Raw genomic sequence first — 21,902 nt, forward strand, 5'->3', positions numbered from 1 at the left:
ATCCAATTCGCCGGGGGCCGGGTCCGTTTCACAGCCGCGGCGCCATATCATCTTCAGCTAAATTGGGCGTTTGCGTCCCCTGACGATTGCCTCTAGAGGGACATCATTGCCAAAGGGCTCACAGAAGCCCGGGGGACCAGCCGTGCCAGACGCCGACCCTTCCAACCTCGAATTCCAGCTGCGCGCCAAAGCCGTGGGCGGCACCGTCATGGGCTTTCCGGCGCATGAAGGTCGGCCGGGCGCGCTCGGCGAGGTCCACGCCCGGCCGCAGCCGCTGGTCGAAAAGCCGCGCGTGCTGGTGCAGCTTTCCTTCATGACCGAAGCTGGATCCGGGATCGATCAGGCCGTGCTTTCCGAATTGTCGCGACGCCTCGGCATCGCCGCGCCCGACCCTCACGCCCGCCACCACGCGATGAAATGGGGCAAGGGCTCGCTGCGCTGGGAACGCCACACGGAATTCTCGACCTATCTCTGGGAAGGCCCGCTCGCCGAAAACGGCAGGGGGCAAGAAGACACACCCTTCGGCAACGGGTTTTCGCCGCCGGGCACGGTGATTTCCGGCATCAGGCTGGAGATCCGCAAATGGACGCCGGCGAACGAAAAACTGATCGCCGGCTTCGACCCGACCAGCCTGTGCTATTCGCTGGTCGAGCGCGGCAACGCGGCCATCGTCACCGATTTCCGTCAGGATGGCGACGGCTTGACCCGCATGCTGGTGCTCGACCGCGGCCTGACCCCGGCGCGCACCGGGGCACTGTCGCAGCGGCTGATCGACATCGAGACCTACCGCACGCTGGCCATGCTTGGGCTGCCGCTGGCCCTGACGCTGTCCGGTCGCGCCCGCCGCATCGAAGACAGGCTGGCCCAGACCACGTTGGAAATGAAGGTCGCCGAGACCCGCGACAGCCAGACGCTGCTTGCCGACTTGACCGAACTGGCCGCCGAGCTGGAGGCCGATGCCGCCTCCAGCCTCTACCGCTTCGGCGCCAGCCGCGCCTATGACGGCATCGTGCGCGAACGGCTGGAGGCGCTCGACGAAGAAGCGGTGCCCGGCTACGACACCTGGGGCGGTTTTCTGCAGCGCCGCGTGGCGCCGGCGATGCGTACCTGCCGTTCGGTCGAGGAGCGTCAGGCCAACCTGTCGACGAAGCTCACCCGTGCCACCACACTGCTGCGCACCTGGGTCGACGTCGAGGTCGAGAAGCAGAACCGCGATCTTTTGGCATCGATGAACAATCGCGCCCGCCTGCAATTGCGGCTGCAGCAGACGGTGGAGGGGCTCTCGGTCGCCGCGGTTTCCTACTATGTCGTCGGCCTCATCGGCTACGTCGCCAAGGGCGCCTCGATCTTCGGCCATGCCTTCGCGCCGGAAATGGTCACCGCCGCCTCGGTGCCGCTCGCGGTCGTGCTCGTCTGGTGGGGCGTGCGCCGCGTCCGCCGCATGCACTCCGAACCAGGCAAGCAGCCGGGCGAGTAATGTGGGGCGCAGCGGCAGATTGCCGCTGCAGAAGGCTGTCTCGGCCATAGGCCTCTCATCCCGGCCAACGCGGCATTTGCAAGCGACCACTGTCGCTGGTAAAAGATTTTTACCAGTCGATCGAAGGAGGCTGTCGATGTCCGGCCTTGCCATGCCGAAACCAGACGACGCCACGATGCGCCGGCGCGACGAGATCGTCGCCGATATGCGCATCATCGTGCCGGGCGAGGGCGTCGTCGACGCCGCCAATGCCATGCGCGCCTTCGAGAGCGACGGGCTCACCGCCTACCGGCAATTGCCGCTGGTCGTGGTGCTGCCGCAGACCGTGGCGCAGGTGTCGCGGGTGCTGAAATATTGCAGCGACCGCAACATCCGCGTCGTGCCGCGCGGCTCCGGCACCTCGCTCTCCGGCGGTGCGCTGCCGCTCGAAGACGCGGTGCTGCTGGTCATGAGCCGCTTCAACCGCATCCTCGAGATCGATTTTCAGAACCGCGTCGTCGTCGCCCAGCCCGGCGTCACCAATCTCGGCATCACCACCGCCGTCGAGCAGGAGGGCTTCTATTACGCCCCCGATCCATCCTCCCAGATCGCCTGCTCGATCGGCGGTAATGTCGCGGAAAATTCCGGCGGCGTGCACTGCCTGAAATACGGTCTCACCGCCAACAATGTGCTCGGCATCGAGATGGTGCTGATGAATGGCGAGGTGGTGCGCCTCGGCGGCAGCCATCTCGACGCGGAAGGCTACGACCTGCTCGGCGTCATGACCGGCTCCGAAGGACTGCTCGGCGTCGTAACCGAGGTCACCGTACGCATCCTGAAGAGGCCGGAGACGGCGCGCGCCCTGCTGATCGGTTTCCCGACCAGCGAGCAGGCCGGCCAATGCGTTGCCGACATCATCGGCGCCGGCATCATTCCGGGCGGCATGGAGATGATGGACCGTCCGGCCATCCACGCCGCCGAGGATTTCGTCCAGGCCGGCTATCCGCTCGATGTCGAGGCGCTGCTGATCGTCGAGCTGGACGGGCCGGGTGTCGAGGTCGACCATCTGATCGGCCTGGTCGAAGCCATTGCTTTTAGGAACGGCTCGACCACATGCCGCACGTCGCAGTCGGAACAGGAGCGGCTGAGCTTCTGGGCCGGCCGCAAGGCGGCGTTCCCGGCGGTCGGCCGCATCTCGCCCGACTACTACTGCATGGACGGCACCATCCCGCGCAAGGAACTGCCGCGCGTGCTCGCCGGCATGCGCGAACTGTCGCAGAAATACGGGCTCGGCGTCGCCAATGTCTTCCACGCCGGCGACGGCAATCTGCACCCGCTCATCCTCTATGACGCCAACGTGCCGGGCGAACTCGACAAGGCGGAGAGTTTCGGCGCTGACATATTGCGGCTCTGCGTCAAGGTCGGTGGCGTGCTGACCGGAGAGCACGGGGTCGGCATCGAGAAGCGCGACCTGATGCCGGAAATGTTCAACCAGATCGACCTCGACCAGCAGATGCGCGTCAAATGCGCCTTCGACCCCAACCATCTTTTGAATCCCGGCAAGGTCTTCCCGCAATTGAGGCGATGCGCCGAGCTCGGGCGGATGCACGTGCATCGCGGGAAAGTGGCGTTTCCGGACATTCCGAGGTTTTGAGCGCGTATGTTAGCGCTTGAACACCCCCCTCTGTCCTGCCGGACTTCTCCCCCTCAAGGGGGGAGATTGGCAGCTTCGGCGCCTCGCCCTCCCGTTAACACTGGAGATTGGCGAAGCCCGACGCAGCATCCGATCTCCCCCCTTGAGGGGGAGATGTCCGGCAAGACAGAGGGGGGCGCGAAGGAACACGACGTTCCCGCATTTGCAAATGCCGCGTCCGTCCCATGACCACCTTCACCCCGTCAACAGCCGCGGAAACCCTATCCACCGTCGCTTGGGCAGCCGCCGAAGACTCGCCGCTCGAAATCCTCGGCCACGGCTCCAAGCGCGGTATCGGCCGGCCGCAGCAGAGCGAGCATACGCTCGACCTTTCCAAACTCTCCGGCGTCATGCTTTACGAGCCGGCCGAACTGGTGCTGTCGGCAAAAGCCGGCACGCCGCTGGCCGAAATCGAAAGCCTGCTTGCCGAAAACGGCCAGCAACTTGCCTTCGAACCGATGGATTACGGCCCGCTGCTCGGCGGTGAGCCAGCGCGAGGCACGATCGGCGGCGCACTCGCCGCGAACCTTTCCGGCCCGCGCCGGCTGAAGGTGGGTGCTGCGCGCGACCATATCCTTGGCATAGCGGCCGTTTCCGGGCGCGGCGAGGCCTTCAAGTCGGGCGGCCGCGTCGTCAAGAACGTCACCGGCTATGATCTGTCCAAGCTGATGGCCAACAGCTGGGGCACGCTGGCGGTGCTCACCGACGTCACCTTCAAGGTGCTGCCTGCTGCCGAGACCGAAGTCACGCTCGCCATCCGCGGCCTGCTCGACGATCACGCCGCCGCCGCCATGGCGCTGGCGCTGGGTTCCAGCGCCGAAGTGTCGAGTGCTGCCCATCTTCCCGAACGGGTCGCAGCCAGGGTCGCCGGCGGCAGTCTCGGCAGCGATGCCGCGACGCTGCTGCGCATCGAGGGCTTCGGCCCGTCGGTCGCTTACCGCATTGCCGCTCTGAAAGACCTGCTGAAAAACGCCGGGCCGCTGCAGGAGATTTCCGGTTCGGTCTCGTACTCGGTCTGGCGCGGTGTCCGCGACTGCGCGCCGTTCGCCGATGGCAGCGAAAGGCCGGTGTGGCGCGTCTCGATGGCGCCGTCGCGGGGCCACCAGATGGTGCTGGCGCTGCGCATGCAGGCCCCGGTCGATGCCTTCTACGATTGGCAGGGCGGGCTGATCTGGCTGCGCATGCAGCAGGACGATCCCGAGGCTGGCCTGTTGCGCGGCCTGATCAGAAGACATGGCGGCGGCCATGCGACGCTGGTGCGCGCAACCCCTTCGCACCGCGCCGCCGTGCCGGTGTTCGAACCGCAAGCGCCGCAACTGGCAGCACTGTCGGCGCGGCTGAAGACCGAATTCGACCCGAAGAATATCCTCAATCCCGGCCGTATGGCGCCGGGCGCAAGCTCTGCTACTCTCGCGCCGGCAACCGAGGGAGGAGCACAATGAGCGATCCAGGCCAAAACGGTACGTCACGCCAGACCGACCGCTGGCTGGAGCCCGGCCCGACCAACGCGCTGGTCATCTACATCCTCTATCTCGCCGGCCTAGCCATCGGCGTCAGCGGTATTGTCGGCATCGTCCTGGCCTATATCAATCGCGGCAAGGCCGGCGGCTTCGTCGAAAGCCACTACACATTCCTGATCCGCACCTTCTGGATCGGCCTGCTCTATGCACTGATCTCGGCGCTGTTGATGATCGTGGTCATCGGTGTCGTGCTGATGGTCGCGGTCGCCGTCTGGTTCATCGCCCGCTGCGTTCTTGGCCTGCAGGCGCTGCAGCGCGGCGAGGCGGTCAAGAACCCGGAAAGCTGGTTTCTGGGATTATGAGCATGATCCCCAAAAGTGGGTACCGGTTTTGGGAAAAGATCATGCTCAAACGGTAAGGATTCGTTTACGTGCAGACCAATTTCTCAGCTGCCCAGCTCGCCGATCCGCATGTCGCGGAATCGGAGAAGATCCTGCGCAAATGCGTGCATTGCGGCTTCTGCACCGCCACCTGCCCGACCTATGTGACGCTCGGCAACGAACTGGATTCGCCGCGCGGCCGGATTTATCTGATCAAGGACATGCTGGAAAACGGCCGGCCGGCCGACAAGCAGATCGTCACCCATATCGACCGCTGCCTGTCCTGCCTCGCCTGCATGACCACCTGCCCGTCGGGCGTCAACTACATGCATCTGGTCGACCACGCCCGCGTCCATATCGAGGAGACCTACAAGCGTCCGCTGGCCGATCGCCTGACACGCGCCATGCTGGCCTTCGTGCTGCCCTATCCCTCGCGTTTCCGCGCGGCGCTCAAGCTGGCGAAGCTCGGCCACCCATTCGCCGGCCTGTTTGAGAAAATCCAGGTATTGAAGCCTTTGGGCGCGATGTTGAAGCTGGCCCCGGCGTCGGTCCCGGAAGTCTCGCCGATGGCCTCGCCGGGCGTCCATGCCGGGCAGGGCGCGAAGAAAAATGGCCGCGTCGCCATCCTCACCGGCTGCGCGCAATCCGTGCTCGATCCCGGCATCAACGACACGACGATTTCGCTGCTGACCCGGCTTGGCGTCGAGGTCGTGGTGCCCGAGGGCGAGGGCTGCTGCGGCGCGCTGGTGCATCATATGGGGCGCGAGGACGCTGCCTTGGCGTCGGCCCGACGGAACGTCGACGCCTGGACGCGCGCCATCGAGCAGGGTGGACTCGACGCCATCGTCATCACCGCATCCGGGTGCGGCACCACCATCAAGGATTACGGCTTCATGCTGCGCCTCGATCCGGCCTATGCCGACAAGGCTGCGCGGGTCTCGGCGTTGGCCAGGGACATCACCGAATATCTGGCAAGCCTCGACCTGCCCGAGCCGGTCCGCAAGCCGGGCACCATCGTCGCCTATCACTCAGCCTGCTCAATGCAGCACGGCCAGAAGATCACCCGCCAGCCGAAGGAGCTTCTGGTCCGTGCCGGTTTCGTCGTGCGCGAGCCGCGCGAAGGGCATTTGTGCTGCGGTTCGGCCGGCACCTACAACATCCTGCAGCCCGGGATTTCGGCAACGCTGCGCGACCGCAAAGTCAGGAATATCGAGGCGACCGGTGCTGAAATCGTCGCCACCGGCAATATCGGCTGCATCACCCAGATCGCTTCCGCCGCCAAGCTGCCGGTGGTGCATACGATAAAGCTGCTGGACTGGGCCTATGGCGGCGAGCCGCCAAAATTGGTTTGATTGCTGCGCACCCGCCGATGAGACTGCCGAGATGCCCAACCCAAAGTCAGAAGAGATTGGAACCGTCGTTCGGCTGCTGTCGGACAAATCGCCGGCGACGCTCCAGGCCAGCTATGGCGAATGCCAGACAATCATCGCTCGTCATCTCAAGGATGGGTCCGAATTCCTGTTTACGCTCATAAAGGCAGCGGTAGAAGCCGACGTCCAGCAAGACAATCTGATTATCGACGCCGTTTCGTTTCTCGACGACGCGCATTTGGCTCGTCTGGCATTTTTCCTGCAAGAGGAAGTGAAACGCGGAATAGACGTGGAGGATCTGCTGGCTCACGTCGCCTTGCAGGCGCCGGAATTGTTTCCAGACAGTACCTTGGGCGACGTTCCCGATTTCGCAGACTGGCTGACGCATGATGATCCTCGTTCGCCGCCGGCATGTCATCATTTCAGCTTTGAGGAAGGCGCTCCGAGCGACATGTCTTTTCCGACGCATCGCAATCATCCTACCTGGCATCTGCCGGCGACTGGCCGGCCACTTACGGTCGGCGGCGAAGGATCGGCAGTGTGCCCGACCTGTCGAGAGCGACTGATACATCTGATTATGCTGGACGATCTTGGGAGTGAGCTGACGATGCCTCTTCCCAGACTCCGTATCGAGACCTGTGCGAATTCTCTCGAACCGACCTATTATTCCCACGACGCTGCCGGTGTGCCGACGCCGATCGCGCCTCTGCATTCGCCCTACATTGAGAGGCCTGCAAAAGCCGCCGAGAAAAGAACTGTTCGGTTGGCACCGACCCCTGAACGGTGGCTCAGGCAGTCGTACGGGATAAGCAATTCAAGGCAAAACCTGTTTCGGCTTGGTGGGCTGCCGTCATGGATTCAGGGACCGCAGTTTCCAGTCGTTCCCGGAACGGACCGGGAAATGAAATTTCTTCTTCAGTTCGATTCACTCGCCGGTTTCTTCTGGGGCAGCGGCGGCGTGCTCTACGTCTTCTGGGATGACGAGTCCCGGATCACCTGCCATGTGCCGCAATACACGTGACGAAGGCGCCTACTCCGCCGCCAGCCGGTCTGCCGTGCCGTAGGTTGCCTGATAGCGGGCACGCTGCCGGCTGAGGGCCACCATCGTGTTGCGCAGCAGGATCGCCACCGTGATCGGGCCGACGCCGCCCGGCACCGGCGTGATCCACGACGCGACATGCCTGACGCTCTCGGCATCGACGTCGCCGACGATGCGGCTCTCGCCGTCCGGCCCGATTTCCGAATTGATGCCGATATCGATGACGGCGGCGCCCGGCTTGACCATGTCGGCCTTGATCAGCCGCGGTTTGCCGACCGCGACGAACAGTGCGTCGGCGCGGCGTGCGTGTGCCGCCACCGAACGCGTCATGTGGTGACAGACGGTCACCGTCGCGCCTTCGCTCATCAAGAGGAACGCGATCGGCTTGCCGACGATCTCGGAATGGCCGACGACCACCACCTCGAGCCCCTTGAGGTCGAGGCCGGTTTCCCTGAGCAGTTCGACCGAAGCGGCGGCGGTGCAGGGCGCCAGGTCGAGCTGGTTGTAGACGATGTTGCCGATCGAGGCCGGATGCATGCCCTCGACATCCTTGAGCGGATGCACCGCCGCCTGCAGCGTCTTGATCGGAATGTGCACCGCCACCGGCCGCTGGATGATGATGCCGGTGACGCGCGGGTCGGCGTTAAGCCCGTGGATTGCCGCTTCCAGCTCGCCGGCGGTGATGTCGGCGCGAAAGCGCCTTTCCTCGAAGCCGATGCCGGCCAACCCGGCCTTGGCGCGCTGGTTGCGGACATAGACGTCGACCGCGGCGGTATCGCCGACGGTGACCGACACCAGCTTCGGCGGAAAGCCTTCGGCGGTGGCGATCGCCGCCTCCTCGCGCACGCCGGCGATGATGCGTTGGGCAACCGGGCCGCCTCTGAGATAGCGGCTGTCATCGGAAAGGGACATCGGGATGGGGCCTTTATCTGGATTTTAGCCGCCACATAGCAAAGCAACCGCGAAAGGGCAGCGCGAAAAGCGAACCGCCATGCCGGTCGCGCGACGTGCCGGCAAAATCTTCCCGCCAATTCCTGCTGGCGGAAACAAAAAGGGCAGCACGGCTTGCCGCGCTGCCCTTTCGTGACTGGCCGCATCCCCACACGGCCCGTCCCCCGTTATTCAATGTTCCCGAGGCTTCTGAGCAGAATCATCGGTGAGGTCAACCGCAGATTACATGACTACAACCGTCGTGCCAACATTGACCCGCTCGTAAAGGTCGACCACGTCCTCGTTGCGCATGCGGATGCAGCCCGACGACACCGCGCCGCCGATCGTCCAGGGCTGATTGGTGCCGTGGATACGGTACTCGGTCGAGCCGAGATAGAGCGCGCGTGCGCCGAGCGGGTTTTCCATGCCGCCAGCGAGATAGGTCGGCAGATAACGGCCCTTGGCGGCTTCGCGGGCGATCATCACCGCCGGCGGCCGCCAATCCGGCCAGACGCGCTTGTTGGTGATCTTGTGGGTGCCGGACCATTCGAAGCCCGGCTTGCCGGTGCCGACGCCATAACGCCGCGCCTTACCGTTCTTCCCGACCAGATAGAGGAAATTCTCTCGCGTATCGATGACGATCGTGCCCGGCTTCTGCGGGCCGTCATAGGCGACTTCCTGCGGCAGATAGATCGGGTCGATCTGCGGCCGCATCACCATGCGCTTGGCCGGCGCCTGCACCGCTGCGGTGCGCAGCTGATCGGGTTCGGCCAGCCGCCGGTAGCGCCGTTGCGGCTGCGCCTCTTGCCGGCTCTGCCGCACGATGCCCGGGGCATGGCCGAGCTGCAGCACCCAGGGTGCCGAAAGATCCGGGCTGACCACCACCGGCGGCCTCTCCGCATAGCGGTCGTTGGCATTGGCGGCGCCGGCAGCAAGTACGGCCGCGGCGCCGAACAGTGGGAACAAGAATGTCTTCATCGCAACGCACCTTGATCGTCGAACATGCCGGGGTGCAAAGCCTCCCCGATTTCGCCGACATTGGGCGCGAAGCGGCAACCGAAACATGAATCGGAATGTGTAAAATGCCGATCTGTCAGTAAAGCTTTTGGTGTGGTTACCGCCCGGTTCAGGAATCTGGTAAAGCCGCGGTAAAGGCCGCGTCAAAACGCGTTAACGCCAAGACACGAACGGAATTCCGCCATGGATGAAAAGACAGGTCTGCTTGCCGGTCCCGACGGCATCGCCCGCTGCTTCTGGCACGGCAACCTGCCGGATTATCTGCACTACCACGACCACGAATGGGGCCGGCCGGTCGCCGACGACCGCCGCCTGTTTGAGAAGATCTGCCTCGAAGGTTTTCAGTCGGGCCTGTCCTGGCTGACCATATTGCGCAAGCGCGACAATTTCCGCGAGGCGTTTGCCGGCTTCGATGTCGACAAGATCGCCGCCTTCACCGACGCCGATGTCGATCGCCTGCTCGGCAATGCCGGCATCATCCGCCATCGCGGCAAGATCGTCTCGACCATCAACAACGCCAAGCGCGCCCGCGAACTCATCGACGAGGCCGGCTCGCTGGCCGCCTGGTTCTGGAAGTTCGAGCCCGGCCCGCACGAGCGGCCCGAGATCGTCGACCTCGCGCATTTGCGCGCCAATCCGACGACGGCCGTCTCGGTCCGCATTTCGAAAGAGCTGAAGAAGCGCGGCTGGAGCTTTGTCGGCCCGACCACCGTCTACGCCTTCATGCAGGCGATGGGGCTGGTCAACGACCATCTCGAGGGCTGCGTCTGCCGCGAACCGGTCGAGGCGGAACGGAAAGCGTTCAAGCGGCCGAAATAGCGGCTCAGGCGCCGCCGGCGCCGGCGAGGAAAAACCCGGCAAGGATGGCCGCCAGCGCGGCGAACACCGGATAGATCACCAGCAGTCCGGTCATCAGCACGTCGCGCATGGTCGGTCCGCTGCGCTGTTGCGCCGCGATCTCGAACGGTCCGGCGATTTGCTTGGTATTCGGCGCATAACCATCGGCCGGCCGCAGCCGGACCGAGGCGTCGCGTGCGCCGCTATCGATGATGTCGAACTTCTGTAGCGTGGCCATGGCCCCGAACCCCTTGTTTCGGCGCGCTTATCGGCCCGGATTGTGTCGGCACGATGCCGCGCGCATGGCGCAATTGTTTCAGCTTCTTTTTCGCCTTTCCTTCTCCCCTTGTGGGAGAAGGTGGATCGGCGCGCAGCGCCGAGCCGGTTGAGGGGTGTTGGAAGAAATGAGGCGTCGGCGTTCCCTGGAACACCCCTCATCCGACCGAGCTTCGCTCGGCCACCTTCTCCCACAAGGGGAGAAGGAGAGCCGCAAACCCTTGCCTTCTCCGGGCTGCATCGGTAGGACACGCCGACCCGAAATAAGTCACCGATTACTTAGCAAAGTACCCATCCCATGGCCGACAAATCCGAAAAGATGAAAGCGCGGCTTCCGCGCGGCTTTGTCGACCGCGGCGCCGACGATCTGCGCACCGTCGAGAAGATGATGGCGACGATCCGCTCGGTCTTTGAACTCTACGGTTTCGAGCCGGTCGACCAGCCGCTGATCGAATACACCGATGCGCTCGGCAAATTCTTGCCCGACCAGGACCGGCCGAACGAGGGCGTGTTCTCGTTCCAGGACGACGACGATCAATGGCTGTCGCTGCGCTACGACCTGACCGCGCCGATGGCGCGCTTCGTCGCCGAGAATTTCGAGCGCCTGCCGAAACCCTATCGCAGCTATCGCTCCGGCTGGGTGTTCCGCAACGAGAAGCCCGGCCCCGGCCGCTTCCGCCAGTTCATGCAGTTCGACGCCGACACGGTAGGCACGCAGGGTGTCGCGGCCGATGCCGAGATGGCAATGATGATGGCCGACGTGATGGAGGCGCTCGGCATCAAGCGCGGCGACTACGTCGTCCGCGTCAACAACCGCAAGGTGCTCGACGGCGTGCTCGAGGCGATCGGCCTCGGCGGCGACGAGAACGCTGGCCGCCGGCTGCAAGTGCTGCGGGCGATCGACAAGCTGGACAAGCTGGGCGTCGAGGGGGTTCGTCTGCTTTTGGGCGCCGGGCGCAAGGACGAGAGCGGTGATTTTACCAAAGGTGCCGGACTGGGTAACGCGCAAAGCGATGTTGTGATCAGCTATTTCACGGTCATGGCGCAGCATGATCCCGAACAAATTGTCCAGACACTGGGATCTATCACCCCAGGGCTCAGCAATCTTGTCGAGGAAAGAAAACTCGAACATCTCGGCATCACGAACGCCTCGTTTGTCGAGGGTCTTGCAGAGTTGGAGCAGATAAGAACCATGGTCGCGCAAAGCGGCTACGGTGAGGATCGCATTCGCATCGATCCCTCCGTTGTGCGTGGCCTCGAATATTACACCGGCCCGGTCTACGAGGCCGAGCTGCTGGCCGAAATCCCCAACGAGGACGGCCAGATCGTGCGCTTCGGCTCGGTTGGCGGCGGCGGACGTTATGACGGCCTCGTCTCGCGCTTTCGTGGCGAGCCGGTGCCGGCGACCGGTTTTTCCATCGGCGTCTCGCGCCTGATGACGGCGCTGAAGAACCTCGGCAAGCTCGATACTTCCGATGTCATCGCGCCGGTCGTCGTGCTGACCATGGACAAGGATACGGAAAGCCTCGGCCGCTACCAGAAGATGGTGGCCGAGCTGCGCGCCGCCGGCATCCGCTCGGAAATGTATCTCGGCGGCGCCGGCATGAAGGCGCAGCTGAAATATGCCGACCGCCGCGGCAGCCCGGTCGCCGTCATCCAGGGCGGCGACGAGCGCGCCAAGGGCGAGGTGCAGATCAAGGACCTGATCGAAGGCGCGAAAATGTCGGCCGAGATCGCCGACAACGCCGAATGGCGCGCCGCGCGACCGGCGCAGGTGACCGTGTCGCAAGGCGATCTGGTCGCCGAGGTGAAGAAGATACTGGCGGCGCAGGCGGCCGACCGAGCGAAGGGTGGCGCGTGAGCACCCCCCTCTGGCCTGCCGGCCATCTCCCCCTCAGGGGGGGAGATTGGATATCGCGCCTGCTTTCGCCAATCTCAAGCGTTGGAGAAGAGACACCGAGGCCGAAGCTGCCGATCTCCCCCCTTGAGGGGGAGATGGCCGGTAGGCCAGAGGGGGGTGCCTCGCGCTCCACATTCCCATGACCTCGCGCCCCGCCATCGCATCCGACATCACCAGCCTCTTCGCCGCGCGAAATACGCATGCGGTCGAAGTCGCTGTGCTGCAGCCGGCCGATCCGTTCCTCGACATGGCCGGCGAGGATTTGCGGCGCCGCATCTTTCTCACCGAAAGCGAGACCGGGCAGACGCTTTGCCTGCGGCCGGAATTCACCATTCCGGTCTGCCTCGACCACATCGCCAGCCAGGCCGGCACGCCGCGCCGCTATTCCTATCTCGGCGAGGTGTTTCGCCAGCGCCGCGAGGGCGGCAACGAGTTCTTCCAGGCCGGCATCGAGGATCTCGGCGACCGCGACACGGCGGCCGCCGACGCCCGTTCGCTGGCCGATGCGCATGCGCTGCTGTCGCTGGTGCTGCCCGGCCGGGAGCTGGCGGTGACGCTCGGCGACCAGACCATCTTCGAGGCGGTGCTGGCAGCACTTGGCCTGCCGCGCGGCTGGCGCATGCGGCTGGCCCGTGCCTTCGGCTCGGCGCCGATGCTGGAGGCAGCACTTGCCGACCTGGCCAATCCACCGCGCAACAGCCAGCTTGCCGGCCCGGTCGCCGCCCTTGTCCTCGACGGCGATCTCGACGGTCTTTCGGCGCATGTCGCCGGCGGCATGGAAGGGGCCGGGCTGTCGGCAACGGCCGGGCGTTCGCCGTCCGAGATTGCGCGGCGCCTGATCGAGAAAGCCGAACTGCGCAGCGTGCGGCTGTCGAACGAGGCGTTTGCGGCGCTGAAGAGCTTCCTGGCAATCGACGTGCCGCTCGACAGCGCCGCCGGAGCGCTCGAACGTTTTGCAGCCGATGCCGGGCTTTCACTGGGGGCTGCGCTGGAGAATTTCGCAGCCCGCGCCGCGGCCATCGCAAGCCTCGGCCTGCCGACGTCTGAAATCAGCTACGACGCCGCCTTCGGCCGGCCGCTCGATTACTACACCGGCCTGGTCTTCGAGATCGCGGCGCAGGATGGCGACCGGCCGCTCGCCGGTGGTGGCCGCTACGACCGGCTGCTGACGCTGCTCGGCGCCAAAACGCCGATCCCCGGCGTCGGTTTTTCCGTCTGGCTCGACCGCATCGAGGCGCTGCGGGAGACGGCGCCATGATCACGCTGGCGATCCCGTCGAAAGGCCGGCTCAAGGAGCAGGCGCTGGAGGTGCTGGCCAAGGCCGGGCTTGCCGTCAGCCTGCCCGGCGACGAGCGCAAATATCGCGCCCGCATCGACGGCCTTGACGGCGTCGAGATAGCGTTCCTGTCTGCCTCGGAGATATCAGGCGAAATCGGCCAGGGGTCGGTCGATCTCGGCATCACCGGCGAGGACCTTTTGCGCGAAAACCTCGCCGATTGCGAGATGCGCGCCGAAATCATCGCCCGCCTCGGTTTCGGCAATGCCGATGTCGTCGTCGCCGTGCCCGACATCTGGCTCGATGTCGACACCATGGCCGACCTCGACGACGTCGCCGCCGACTTCCGCCAGCGCCACGGCCGCCGGCTCAGGATCGCCACCAAATACTGGCGCCTGACCCAGCAGTTCTTTTCGCAAAAGCACGGCATCCAGGTCTACCGCATCGTCGAAAGCCTTGGCGCCACCGAAGGCGCGCCGGCGGCCGGATTGGCCGATATCGTCGTCGACATCACCACGTCAGGCGCGACGCTGCGCGCCAACCATCTCAAGGTGCTGGCCGACGGCCTCATCCTGCGCTCGCAGGCCTGTCTCGTGGCGTCGAGGAAGATGCGTTCGGCGACGGACGAGGCCGTGTTGCGCGATATTGCGGGCAGGATGGCGTCGGTGAACGCAGGCTGACGCTGCCGATCTCCCCCCTTGAGGGGGAGATGTCGCCGAAGGCGACAGAGGGGGTCGGTACGTCTTGACGCGACTCTCCTAACGGACAGAACAGGCTGGTGCTCCACGCGAGACGACCCCCTCAGGCCTGCCGGCCATCTCCCCCTCAAGGAGGGAGATTGACAGCTTGGCCGCTGGCACCGACCTGACGCGATTTTCTTGACGTACAGCAATTTTGTTCTTGCTTTGTGCCGGCAGCTATGCTACTAAACTCGCTATGGTGCCAATTGGCCCCGAAGACCCGCCCGCCGAGGCGGGTTTTTTATTTTCGGCCCTTACAGGCGAGTTCCCACCCAGCCCCACCATGGACGGGATTTCCACCACCCCGCCGGGCTGATAGGCTCGGCCTGTCTGCGGAGGACACGGCGATGCCGATCAATCTCGACGAGTTGAAGAATGCCACCAGCCTGCGCTCCAAGCGCGATGGCGGCTCGTTCATTGCGCCGGTCGACGGCACGGCGCATGTGGCGGGCGAGCGCAGCGTGCCGTTGCTCAACCTGACCATCCCGGCGTTGTTTGCCGATACGGTCGGCAAATACGGCACGCTCGATGCCGCCGTCTTCGTCGAGCAGGACAAGCGCTTTACCTGGGACGAACTGTCGGAGACGGTCGATGCGCTCGCCGCCGGTTTCCTGGCGCTCGGCCTCGAGAAAGGCGACCGCGTCGGCATCTGGTCGCCGAACCGCTGGGAATGGCTGGTGACGCAATTCGCCACCGCCCGCATCGGCCTGGTCCTGGTCAACATCAACCCGGCCTATCGGCTGGTCGAGCTGGAATATGCCTTGAACAAGGTCGGCTGCAAGGCGCTGGTCACCGCCGCCACATTCAAGAGTTCCGACTATCTCGGCATGATCGAGACGCTGGCGCCGGAGATCGCCAACGCTGCGCCGGGCAAGCTCGACGCCAACAGACTGCCGGCGCTGAAGACCGTCATCCGCATGGACGAGGAGAATTCTGCGGGCATGTTCAATTTCGCCGACGTGCTGGCGATGGCCGGCCGCGACGAGCATGACAAGCTCGACCGGATTTCAGCGGGGCTGAAACCGGACGACGCCATCAACATCCAGTTCACCAGCGGCACGACAGGTGCGCCCAAGGGCGCCACGCTGACCCACAACAACATCGTCAACAACGGCAATTTCGTCACGTCGGCGATCCGGCTCACCGTCGACGACCTGCTGTGCATCCCGGTGCCGCTCTACCATTGCTTCGGCATGTCGATGGGCACGATGGGCTGCGTCACCAAGGGCACGACCATGGTTTTCCCCAGCGAGGGGTTCGATGCCGGCGCCACGCTGAAGGCGGTGGCGACGGAACGCTGCACCGCGCTCTACGGCGTGCCGACCATGTTCGTCGGCCTGCTCGACCATCCGGATTTCGCCTCCTTCGATCTCACCAGCCTGCGCACCGGCATCATGGCCGGCTCGCCATGCCCGATCGAGGTGATGAAGAAGGTGGTGTCGCTGATGCATATGGCTGAGGTGACCATCGCCTACGGCATGACCGAGACCAGCCCGGTGTCGTTCCAGAGCAGCGTCGACGATCCCCTGGAAAAGCGCGTCTCGACCGTCGGCCGCGTCCATCCGCATGTCGAGGTCAAGGCCATCGACGCCGAAGGTGCCACCGTCGCGGTCGGCGCGCCGGGCGAGCTCTGCACGCGCGGCTATTCCGTGATGAAGGGCTATTGGGACGACGAGCAGAAGACCCGCGAGGCCATCGACGCCGACGGCTGGATGCACACCGGCGACCTCGCCACCATCGATGCCGAGGGCTATTGCAACATCGTCGGCCGGGTCAAGGACATGGTCATCCGCGGCGGCGAGAACGTCTATCCGCGCGAGGTCGAGGAGTTTCTCTATCGCCACCCCAAGGTCAAGGAGGTGCAGGTGTTCGGCATTCCCGACCCGAAATATGGCGAGGAGCTGTGCGCCTGGATCGTGCTGAAGCCCGGCCAGATCACCACGGAGCAGGAGATCAAGGCCTTCTGCGCCGGCCAGATCGCCCATTTCAAGATCCCGCGCTACATCCGCTTCCGCACCGAATTGCCGATGACGGTGACCGGCAAGCCGCAGAAATTCCTGATGCGCCAGGCGATGGTCGACGAGCTGGGATTGGTGACGCAGAAGACGGCGTGAAAAGGCTTCCGTTTGTGCCTACGCGTGACGGAGGCGTTGTTTGGGCAACATATTTGAGGGGTGTTCCATGCGGATTGGGTTAGGCGTGCTTTTCCTGGCAACTCAGCTGGCAGCCACCGCGGTGCTGGCGCAGACGGCGGCCGAGCGTGAGGCCTGCCAAGCAGATTACCAGAGATTGTGCAAGGGCGTGTTGCCGGGCGGTGGCCGCGTCGTAAAATGCCTGGCCGGTCACATGAGCGAGCTGACGCCCGAATGCAAGAAGGTCGTCAAGGCCAACACGCCCGGCTAGCGCGCGAGCTTCCTGCGGGTGACATGATGTTTCGAGGTGTGCGGGGGCAGGAGGCAGCGCAATCGCGGCGGATTCTTGCGAAGAGGACCCCCACCCCTAACCCCTCCCCACAAGGGGGAGGGGGACTTTCGGTGGCGCCGACCTCGGCAAATTGCCTGCCTTTCGGCGCCGAAGGGAAAGCAAGGGCGCGCGGCAGCTTTCCCTCCCCCTTGTGGGGAGTGTTAGGGTGCGGGTCCTCTTCGCAAGAATGCGTACGCGATTGCGCTGCCCTTGTGGGGAGGGGCTAGGGCTGGGGTACGCTGCGATGGCGTCATGACCTGTCATATGCGATTTCTCTGGATGGTCGCGGTGCGCAACAGTGGTTGCAAATCGCCCTTCCATGGGATTTGCGGGAAGGCAAGAAGGTGACAATGAGTGGTCTCGCAAGATCGGCGGTTTCCTACGGCATGCCGTTGGCCGCGCTGGCGATGGCTGTCGCGGTCAGGGCCAGCGGGGTGTCGGTCGACGAAGGGTCGCTGGGCACCAGGATATTTATCGGCGCGCTGTCGAGCGCGATCATGTTCACCACCATTTTCGTGGTGCTCGACCACGCCGAGGCGGTGGCCCGGCGGGTGGGCGAGCCGTACGGCACGTTGGTGCTGACCATCGCCGTGACGGCAATCGAAGTGTCGATCATCGTTTCCATCATGCTGCACGGCGCCAACAACCCGACGCTTGCGCGCGAATCCGTGTTCTCGACGGTGATGATCACCTCCACCGGCGTCGTCGGCATGTGCCTGACGTTTGGCGGCTGGCGCCATCGCAAGCAGGCAATCGTCCGCCAAGGGACCAGCGCCTATCTGGCGGTGCTGGTCGCGCTGAGCGTCATGACGCTCATTCTGCCGACCTACACGCGAACCACCGATCCCGGCACGTTCTCGGCGGCGCAACTTGGCTTCGTCAGCGTGCTTTCGGTGCTGCTTTATGCCGGTTTTCTGTTCGCGCAGACTGTCCGCCACCGCGACGATTTCATCGACGGGCAGGCACATGGCGCCACGGTGCGAGCCGACGCTCACGAAGGCGTCGCCGCCGGCGCTGTTCTCCTGCTGATCGGGCTGATCGGCATCGTCATGCTGGCCGAGCAGGTCGCTGCAAGCGTCGAGGACGCGCTCGTCGCCTATCAGGTGCCGCAGGCCGACGCCATTGTCGGCGCAATGATCGCCGGGTTGGTTCTGATGCCGGAGGCGATCTCGGCGGTTCGCGCCGCGCTCAACAACGAGCTGCAGCGCGGTCTGAACGTCGCCATGGGTTCGGCCTGCGCGACGATCGGTTTGACAATACCCGGCATAGCCGCCGCCAGCCTGCTGACCGGAAGAGGACTGACCCTAGGCCTGCCGGCAACCGACATGGTGCTGTTGGTCCTGGCGCTTTTCATCTGCAATGTGAGCTTCAGCACGGAGAGGACGACGTTCTTGACCGGCTTGGTGCACCTGGTGGTGTTTTGCACTTATGTGTTTTTGATATTTGTGCCGTGAGGGGGTGGGGGGCGAGGTAGCAAACCCACTATCGACCGGTCCTCGAACGAGCGGTCATCCGTTTCCCTATCGAGCTGCGAAGTAGGCAAGCCGCAGAAGTTCCCGATGGTGCGATGGTCGAGAGGTGGTGACGACAAAGACGGCTTGAGGGCGGGCGCTCCGATTTGTGTCCTTTGCGCCGTGGGCGGACGCTTAGCGTCAAGGCCGCCTTCTGACTGTCAGCTTTCAGCGCTGCGTTGGAACAACAGACGCTGCTGGCCGTCGTGCCAAGCAGCTGCTACACGAGAACCTCGACCACGGCGTGCAAATTCTACCGCGTCGGCCGTGAGGTGGACACCTACAATACGGAAGGAAATTGCATCGGGCCGGTCAATCCTCTGTGAGGCGACATGCCACTCGATCATTTTGTATCGCAGGTCCACCTTCGCAACTTCTACTCCGACGATGAGCGGGGATGCCTCGTAGGTGTCAAAAAGGACGACCTCAAGAAGTTTTACCCGTGGTCGGAAAATATCTGCCGCAGGCCCGACGGCAGCACGAACGACTACCTGCAAGAGCCTCGCGCGATTGAAGACTTCCTCACGCGCGTCGAGCCCAACTACAACGCTGCGATTGACGCGGTGCGCCGCCGTGAGATCGACACCGACCAAGTCTACGTCATAGCCGGCTTCGTCGCGTATGTCATGTCGGCATCACCAACCGCGATGCGCATGGGCAAGCCGCACCTCGCCGCGACCTTACAATCTGCGGTAGAGATCCTCGACGCGCAAGGCTTGATCCCGCCCGCTCCTGACGAACTGGGCAATAAGAGGCTGAGCGACCTGCTCGGAGACGGCTCGGTGCAGATCACGATCGACGAGAAATACCCTCAAGCGATCGGTATCTCGCAGATCGAAGGACGGGTGCATGTGTTCGGGAACGCGCTCTGGGACGTGATGTTCGCCGACCCCGCCGATGGTGCGTTCTTCACCAGCGATTTTCCTATCGGGCTAGGCCCATCCTATGACCCGAGCGTCGTGAGCAAGACGGTGCCGCTCGCCCCGGATGTCGCAGTGCGTATCCATCCGCTGCTACGCGAGCGGGGCAAAGAACCCGACTTTTCCTTCCCCGGGTTCCGCGCGAAGTTTCGGCGCCTCAAGGGAAAGGAAATACGAGAGATAAACCGAGGCTTGGTCCAAGCCGCCGAGACGATGGTCTTTTACAATCGGGATGCCGAATGGCTGTTGCCGTTCGTGCGCAGGAACCGCGATTTCCGGGCGGATTCCACCGTCTCGAAGATCCCGACGCCGACTGGCGGTAGCATGATTGTGGCGAGGCAGGGCGTCGTGCCGTACGCACGACCCACCCTGAAGCAGCATGACGGATAGCAGCTCGGATCAGGCCTGCTTTGCGCCAAGCAGGGTACGGAGTGATTTCAGCTTAGCTATAAGCTCATCGAACATTATGACGGACACCCCAGCGAGGGCATTACGAAAGACCTCAAAGGAACGCTTGCGCTCGGCATCGGGGATCATTCCTGCGACCAGAACGACTCTTATTCCGCGAGACTCCAACCCATGCTGAGGATTGTCTGCCTTGAGGCGGTAAATGTCTCTGCAGCTTGTTGACCTGATCGAGGACCTGCGTGATCGCAGAGACCAACTCAGAGGACGGCCCGAAGACGCCGCCCCGGTATTCCTGCCGACTGAGCAGCGCGGTGCCGGGCGTTTTGATTTCCAGCACTGCCATATTGTCTGTCAGCTGATTGGCGAACAAGAAGTCCGTGATCTTTTCGCCTGCTCCGTTCAGCTTTTTCTCGCCGACATGGGCCTGGCCCTGCCCGTAAGCCCAGCGCCCTTCAGCAGCGCGAGAAACGCCGGCTGCGGCTAAATAAAATCCGCTCTGGCCTTGGCGATTCGGATGAAACCGTCAAGTTTGGCGCCCAACTCCATCGCGAAAAGTTCTGCGAAAGCCTCATGATGTTTCTGGAGTCTCAACGATTGTACTGGAGACCTCATAAACTTGAGCCGCACCATCCGGATAAATACGTCCTGGGCCAATTGGCACATCATTGCCTTCCATCGGTGATGCCGCCGTCGGCTCTTTTTTGCGCGCCAAGCCAGCATGACAGGTTGATATCCAAGCTATCGTCACTGTGCCGAAACGCGGTTTGGGCCGCCCGTGCGATCAGCGTGACGAAGACCGTAGAGGCATGCTCGCCCAAGGCCCGGAACGCGAAACCACTCTGCACCAGTTCGCTTCGCCACGGTGAGACATGTCGGAAGGCTCGGATTGTATTTAAGCGTAACCTAAAATTAATCTGGTACGTCACCCATCTAGGGGCTTATAGTTGCAGACTACGGCAGATCAATTTTTGGAAGAGGGCAGATGGCGAAAAAATCTCATTCCGAGAAGAATGTGAGGAAGGGTTCCAAGGCTGTCGGGGATGTGGCGTCTGATGGGTTAGCGACTTTTCTGGCTCCTAACGTCATAGAACTCCAGCAGCAAGTACTTCAGCAAATGGTACTTTGTCAGCAGCTCATCGCTGCTAATGACGATGCGCTGCCGGCAATTCGTGCTTGGTACATGACACTTGCCGCCGTCACCCGGACATCCGCCTCGCGAGCTGTTCGACGTTTCGTCGATATACCTAACGAGCCGGATCCAGGGAAACGAGCACGAGCGCTGTTTCCGATTATTAGCGCAACTGTGAATGATCTTGACGGATCACCAAACAACAATGTCAAACGCTTTCTGATCCACTTGGCTTGGCATGAAAGCAGAAGACTTCTAACTCGAATCCAGGATCCAAAGAAACCCGGCGGAACTCCGGGCCCAGCAAGAAGTTTCTATCAGTTTGAGGCTTATCGAGCTAAGGAGGCTGTCGTCTATGCCAGACAGAAGGGTGTGGCCGACAAACTGGCCAAAGCCGGACAGATAAGTGAGAGCGACCTTAAGGCCGCCGAAGCCCAAATACCGGCCGACGTGACAAAACCTTACTTTCCCTCCGGAAACAAGATCGGTGATCTTCTTGAAGTAAACGACACATTTGCCACTTACCTCGTCCGCATCGACTTTATGCACATTGCCGCTTCAATAGGATCGACCAATGCGGACCACGCCGCGTACTGGTTCGCTCATTGGAAAGTGACTGACCCGGACCCTGCAGCTGTAAAAGCTACCTTTGAACGCGAGGCCAACGAGGTGGATGCTTTGATCGTACCATTAATCAAGCAGTTCAGAAGTAACGAAAGCGGGAAAGATTACTGTCTCATAAGAAATAATTCTATGTGGGATCAGAAGGCCGATGGAAGCGGTGTAACCAACTCATACGTCGACCGGGGAACTGATGGAACCTATGTGAACATGGATGATGACAAAAAGGGTATGGTTGAAATCCGCGTGCCAATTGGGGGAGGTGACGCAGAGCAGCGCCTCTACAGGGGGGGTGCAGGGAAGAAGTGGACATCCTACCATGGCGGCGAAATTGCTGAGTATTATTGATTGAACGCGTACACAATTTCTCGCGCTGGCGACGGCATGACAGTATCTCGTAGCTGCACTTGAATGGCCACCATCTCCGCGACATGGCGCTGGAGGACCGTCGCGACTGGCGAGCATGATCGCGCCGG

19 protein-coding genes are annotated in these 21,902 nt (G+C 63.2%); 15 read left to right on the forward strand and 4 right to left on the reverse strand.

From position 1 onward, the window contains the following. Nucleotides 1-142: 142 nt before the first annotated feature. From NKJ81_RS22540 to NKJ81_RS22565, 6 genes are all read left to right on the forward strand, one after another. Entirely contained in the window at nt 143-1,477 is a 1,335-nt protein-coding gene (locus NKJ81_RS22540; RefSeq protein ID WP_352472690.1) for a DUF3422 family protein, read from the forward strand. A 136-nt stretch (nt 1,478-1,613) separates the two neighbouring features. Next, a complete protein-coding gene (locus NKJ81_RS22545) occupies nt 1,614-3,110 on the forward strand; it encodes an FAD-linked oxidase C-terminal domain-containing protein (RefSeq protein ID WP_352541780.1) in 1,497 nt (498 codons plus the stop codon). Between the two features lie 224 nt (nt 3,111-3,334). Next, a complete protein-coding gene (locus tag NKJ81_RS22550; protein WP_352541781.1) occupies nt 3,335-4,591 on the forward strand; it encodes an FAD-binding protein in 1,257 nt (418 codons plus the stop codon). Then, nucleotides 4,588-4,971: a DUF4870 family protein gene (locus tag NKJ81_RS22555; RefSeq protein ID WP_352450958.1), complete on the forward strand. Its 384-nt coding sequence runs from the start codon at nt 4,588-4,590 to the stop codon at nt 4,969-4,971. The genes NKJ81_RS22550 and NKJ81_RS22555 overlap by 4 nt, the downstream gene beginning before the upstream one ends. A 68-nt stretch (nt 4,972-5,039) precedes the next feature. Then, nucleotides 5,040-6,341 (forward strand): glycolate oxidase subunit GlcF, encoded by a 1,302-nt coding sequence (gene glcF / locus NKJ81_RS22560; RefSeq protein ID WP_352541782.1) that lies wholly within the window; start codon nt 5,040-5,042, stop codon nt 6,339-6,341. Then, entirely contained in the window at nt 6,313-7,380 is a 1,068-nt protein-coding gene (locus NKJ81_RS22565; RefSeq protein ID WP_352541783.1) for a hypothetical protein, read from the forward strand. The genes glcF and NKJ81_RS22565 overlap by 29 nt, the downstream gene beginning before the upstream one ends. A gap of 9 nt (nt 7,381-7,389) precedes the next feature. On the opposite strand, the gene NKJ81_RS22570 is transcribed toward NKJ81_RS22565, so the two are convergent. Continuing rightward, the gene (locus tag NKJ81_RS22570; RefSeq protein ID WP_352502095.1) at nt 7,390-8,310 is read right to left on the reverse strand and encodes a bifunctional 5,10-methylenetetrahydrofolate dehydrogenase/5,10-methenyltetrahydrofolate cyclohydrolase; all 921 of its coding nucleotides are present in this window, start codon (nt 8,308-8,310) and stop codon (nt 7,390-7,392) included. Between the two features lie 261 nt (nt 8,311-8,571). Next, entirely contained in the window at nt 8,572-9,306 is a 735-nt protein-coding gene (locus NKJ81_RS22575; protein ID WP_352472683.1) for a L,D-transpeptidase, read from the reverse strand. Between the two features lie 222 nt (nt 9,307-9,528). Between NKJ81_RS22575 and NKJ81_RS22580 the strand changes: the two genes are divergently transcribed. Then, a complete protein-coding gene (locus NKJ81_RS22580; RefSeq protein WP_352472682.1) occupies nt 9,529-10,164 on the forward strand; it encodes a DNA-3-methyladenine glycosylase I in 636 nt (211 codons plus the stop codon). Nucleotides 10,165-10,168: 4 nt separating this feature from the next. On the opposite strand, the gene NKJ81_RS22585 is transcribed toward NKJ81_RS22580, so the two are convergent. Beyond that, nucleotides 10,169-10,420 (reverse strand): hypothetical protein, encoded by a 252-nt coding sequence (locus NKJ81_RS22585; protein ID WP_352502096.1) that lies wholly within the window; start codon nt 10,418-10,420, stop codon nt 10,169-10,171. 336 nt (nt 10,421-10,756) lie between these two features. Between NKJ81_RS22585 and hisS the strand changes: the two genes are divergently transcribed. From hisS to NKJ81_RS22620, 7 genes are all read left to right on the forward strand, one after another. Further along, a complete protein-coding gene (gene hisS, locus NKJ81_RS22590; protein ID WP_352541784.1) occupies nt 10,757-12,319 on the forward strand; it encodes a histidine--tRNA ligase in 1,563 nt (520 codons plus the stop codon). Between the two features lie 178 nt (nt 12,320-12,497). After that, the gene (locus NKJ81_RS22595; RefSeq protein ID WP_352541785.1) at nt 12,498-13,616 is read left to right on the forward strand and encodes an ATP phosphoribosyltransferase regulatory subunit; all 1,119 of its coding nucleotides are present in this window, start codon (nt 12,498-12,500) and stop codon (nt 13,614-13,616) included. Continuing rightward, nucleotides 13,613-14,314, forward strand: coding sequence for an ATP phosphoribosyltransferase (gene hisG, locus NKJ81_RS22600; RefSeq protein ID WP_352541786.1), 702 nt, complete (start codon nt 13,613-13,615; stop codon nt 14,312-14,314). The genes NKJ81_RS22595 and hisG overlap by 4 nt, the downstream gene beginning before the upstream one ends. 407 nt (nt 14,315-14,721) lie before the next feature. Next, nucleotides 14,722-16,488: an AMP-binding protein gene (locus tag NKJ81_RS22605; protein ID WP_352541787.1), complete on the forward strand. Its 1,767-nt coding sequence runs from the start codon at nt 14,722-14,724 to the stop codon at nt 16,486-16,488. Nucleotides 16,489-16,555: 67 nt separating this feature from the next. After that, nucleotides 16,556-16,777 (forward strand): cysteine rich repeat-containing protein, encoded by a 222-nt coding sequence (locus NKJ81_RS22610; RefSeq protein WP_352450969.1) that lies wholly within the window; start codon nt 16,556-16,558, stop codon nt 16,775-16,777. A 410-nt stretch (nt 16,778-17,187) separates the two neighbouring features. Further along, complete coding sequence (locus NKJ81_RS22615; RefSeq protein ID WP_352541788.1) at nt 17,188-18,291, forward strand: calcium:cation antiporter; 1,104 nt, start codon at nt 17,188-17,190, stop codon at nt 18,289-18,291. Between the two features lie 389 nt (nt 18,292-18,680). After that, entirely contained in the window at nt 18,681-19,658 is a 978-nt protein-coding gene (locus NKJ81_RS22620) for a DUF4238 domain-containing protein (RefSeq protein WP_352541789.1), read from the forward strand. Between the two features lie 112 nt (nt 19,659-19,770). Here NKJ81_RS22620 and NKJ81_RS22625 read toward each other — a convergent pair whose 3' ends face one another. Then, nucleotides 19,771-20,019: a Shedu immune nuclease family protein gene (locus NKJ81_RS22625; RefSeq protein WP_352541814.1), complete on the reverse strand. Its 249-nt coding sequence runs from the start codon at nt 20,017-20,019 to the stop codon at nt 19,771-19,773. A 639-nt stretch (nt 20,020-20,658) separates the two neighbouring features. Between NKJ81_RS22625 and NKJ81_RS22630 the strand changes: the two genes are divergently transcribed. Then, entirely contained in the window at nt 20,659-21,774 is a 1,116-nt protein-coding gene (locus NKJ81_RS22630) for a hypothetical protein (RefSeq protein WP_352541790.1), read from the forward strand. The last annotated feature ends 128 nt before the right edge of the window (nt 21,775-21,902 follow it).

The organism is Mesorhizobium sp. M0018, assembly GCF_040323955.1.
GTDB lineage: Bacteria > Pseudomonadota > Alphaproteobacteria > Rhizobiales > Rhizobiaceae > Mesorhizobium.

Bases quoted from the DNA above. Each gene is read 5' to 3' on its own strand.
- NKJ81_RS22630 (WP_352541790.1), top strand. From the start codon at position 20,659: ATGGCGAAAAAATCTCATTCCGAGAAGAATGTGAGGAAGGGTTCCAAG.
- NKJ81_RS22555 (WP_352450958.1), top strand. From the start codon at position 4,588: ATGAGCGATCCAGGCCAAAACGGTACGTCACGCCAGACCGACCGCTGG.
- NKJ81_RS22615 (WP_352541788.1), top strand. From the start codon at position 17,188: ATGAGTGGTCTCGCAAGATCGGCGGTTTCCTACGGCATGCCGTTGGCC.
- NKJ81_RS22565 (WP_352541783.1), top strand. From the start codon at position 6,313: ATGGCGGCGAGCCGCCAAAATTGGTTTGATTGCTGCGCACCCGCCGAT.
- NKJ81_RS22585 (WP_352502096.1), bottom strand. From the start codon at position 10,420: ATGGCCACGCTACAGAAGTTCGACATCATCGATAGCGGCGCACGCGAC.
- NKJ81_RS22610 (WP_352450969.1), top strand. From the start codon at position 16,556: ATGCGGATTGGGTTAGGCGTGCTTTTCCTGGCAACTCAGCTGGCAGCC.
- hisS (WP_352541784.1), top strand. From the start codon at position 10,757: ATGGCCGACAAATCCGAAAAGATGAAAGCGCGGCTTCCGCGCGGCTTT.
- hisG (WP_352541786.1), top strand. From the start codon at position 13,613: ATGATCACGCTGGCGATCCCGTCGAAAGGCCGGCTCAAGGAGCAGGCG.
- NKJ81_RS22550 (WP_352541781.1), top strand. From the start codon at position 3,335: ATGACCACCTTCACCCCGTCAACAGCCGCGGAAACCCTATCCACCGTC.
- NKJ81_RS22620 (WP_352541789.1), top strand. From the start codon at position 18,681: ATGCCACTCGATCATTTTGTATCGCAGGTCCACCTTCGCAACTTCTAC.
- NKJ81_RS22545 (WP_352541780.1), top strand. From the start codon at position 1,614: ATGTCCGGCCTTGCCATGCCGAAACCAGACGACGCCACGATGCGCCGG.
- NKJ81_RS22575 (WP_352472683.1), bottom strand. From the start codon at position 9,306: ATGAAGACATTCTTGTTCCCACTGTTCGGCGCCGCGGCCGTACTTGCT.
- NKJ81_RS22570 (WP_352502095.1), bottom strand. From the start codon at position 8,310: ATGTCCCTTTCCGATGACAGCCGCTATCTCAGAGGCGGCCCGGTTGCC.
- NKJ81_RS22605 (WP_352541787.1), top strand. From the start codon at position 14,722: ATGCCGATCAATCTCGACGAGTTGAAGAATGCCACCAGCCTGCGCTCC.
- NKJ81_RS22595 (WP_352541785.1), top strand. From the start codon at position 12,498: ATGACCTCGCGCCCCGCCATCGCATCCGACATCACCAGCCTCTTCGCC.
- NKJ81_RS22580 (WP_352472682.1), top strand. From the start codon at position 9,529: ATGGATGAAAAGACAGGTCTGCTTGCCGGTCCCGACGGCATCGCCCGC.
- NKJ81_RS22625 (WP_352541814.1), bottom strand. From the start codon at position 20,019: ATGGCAGTGCTGGAAATCAAAACGCCCGGCACCGCGCTGCTCAGTCGG.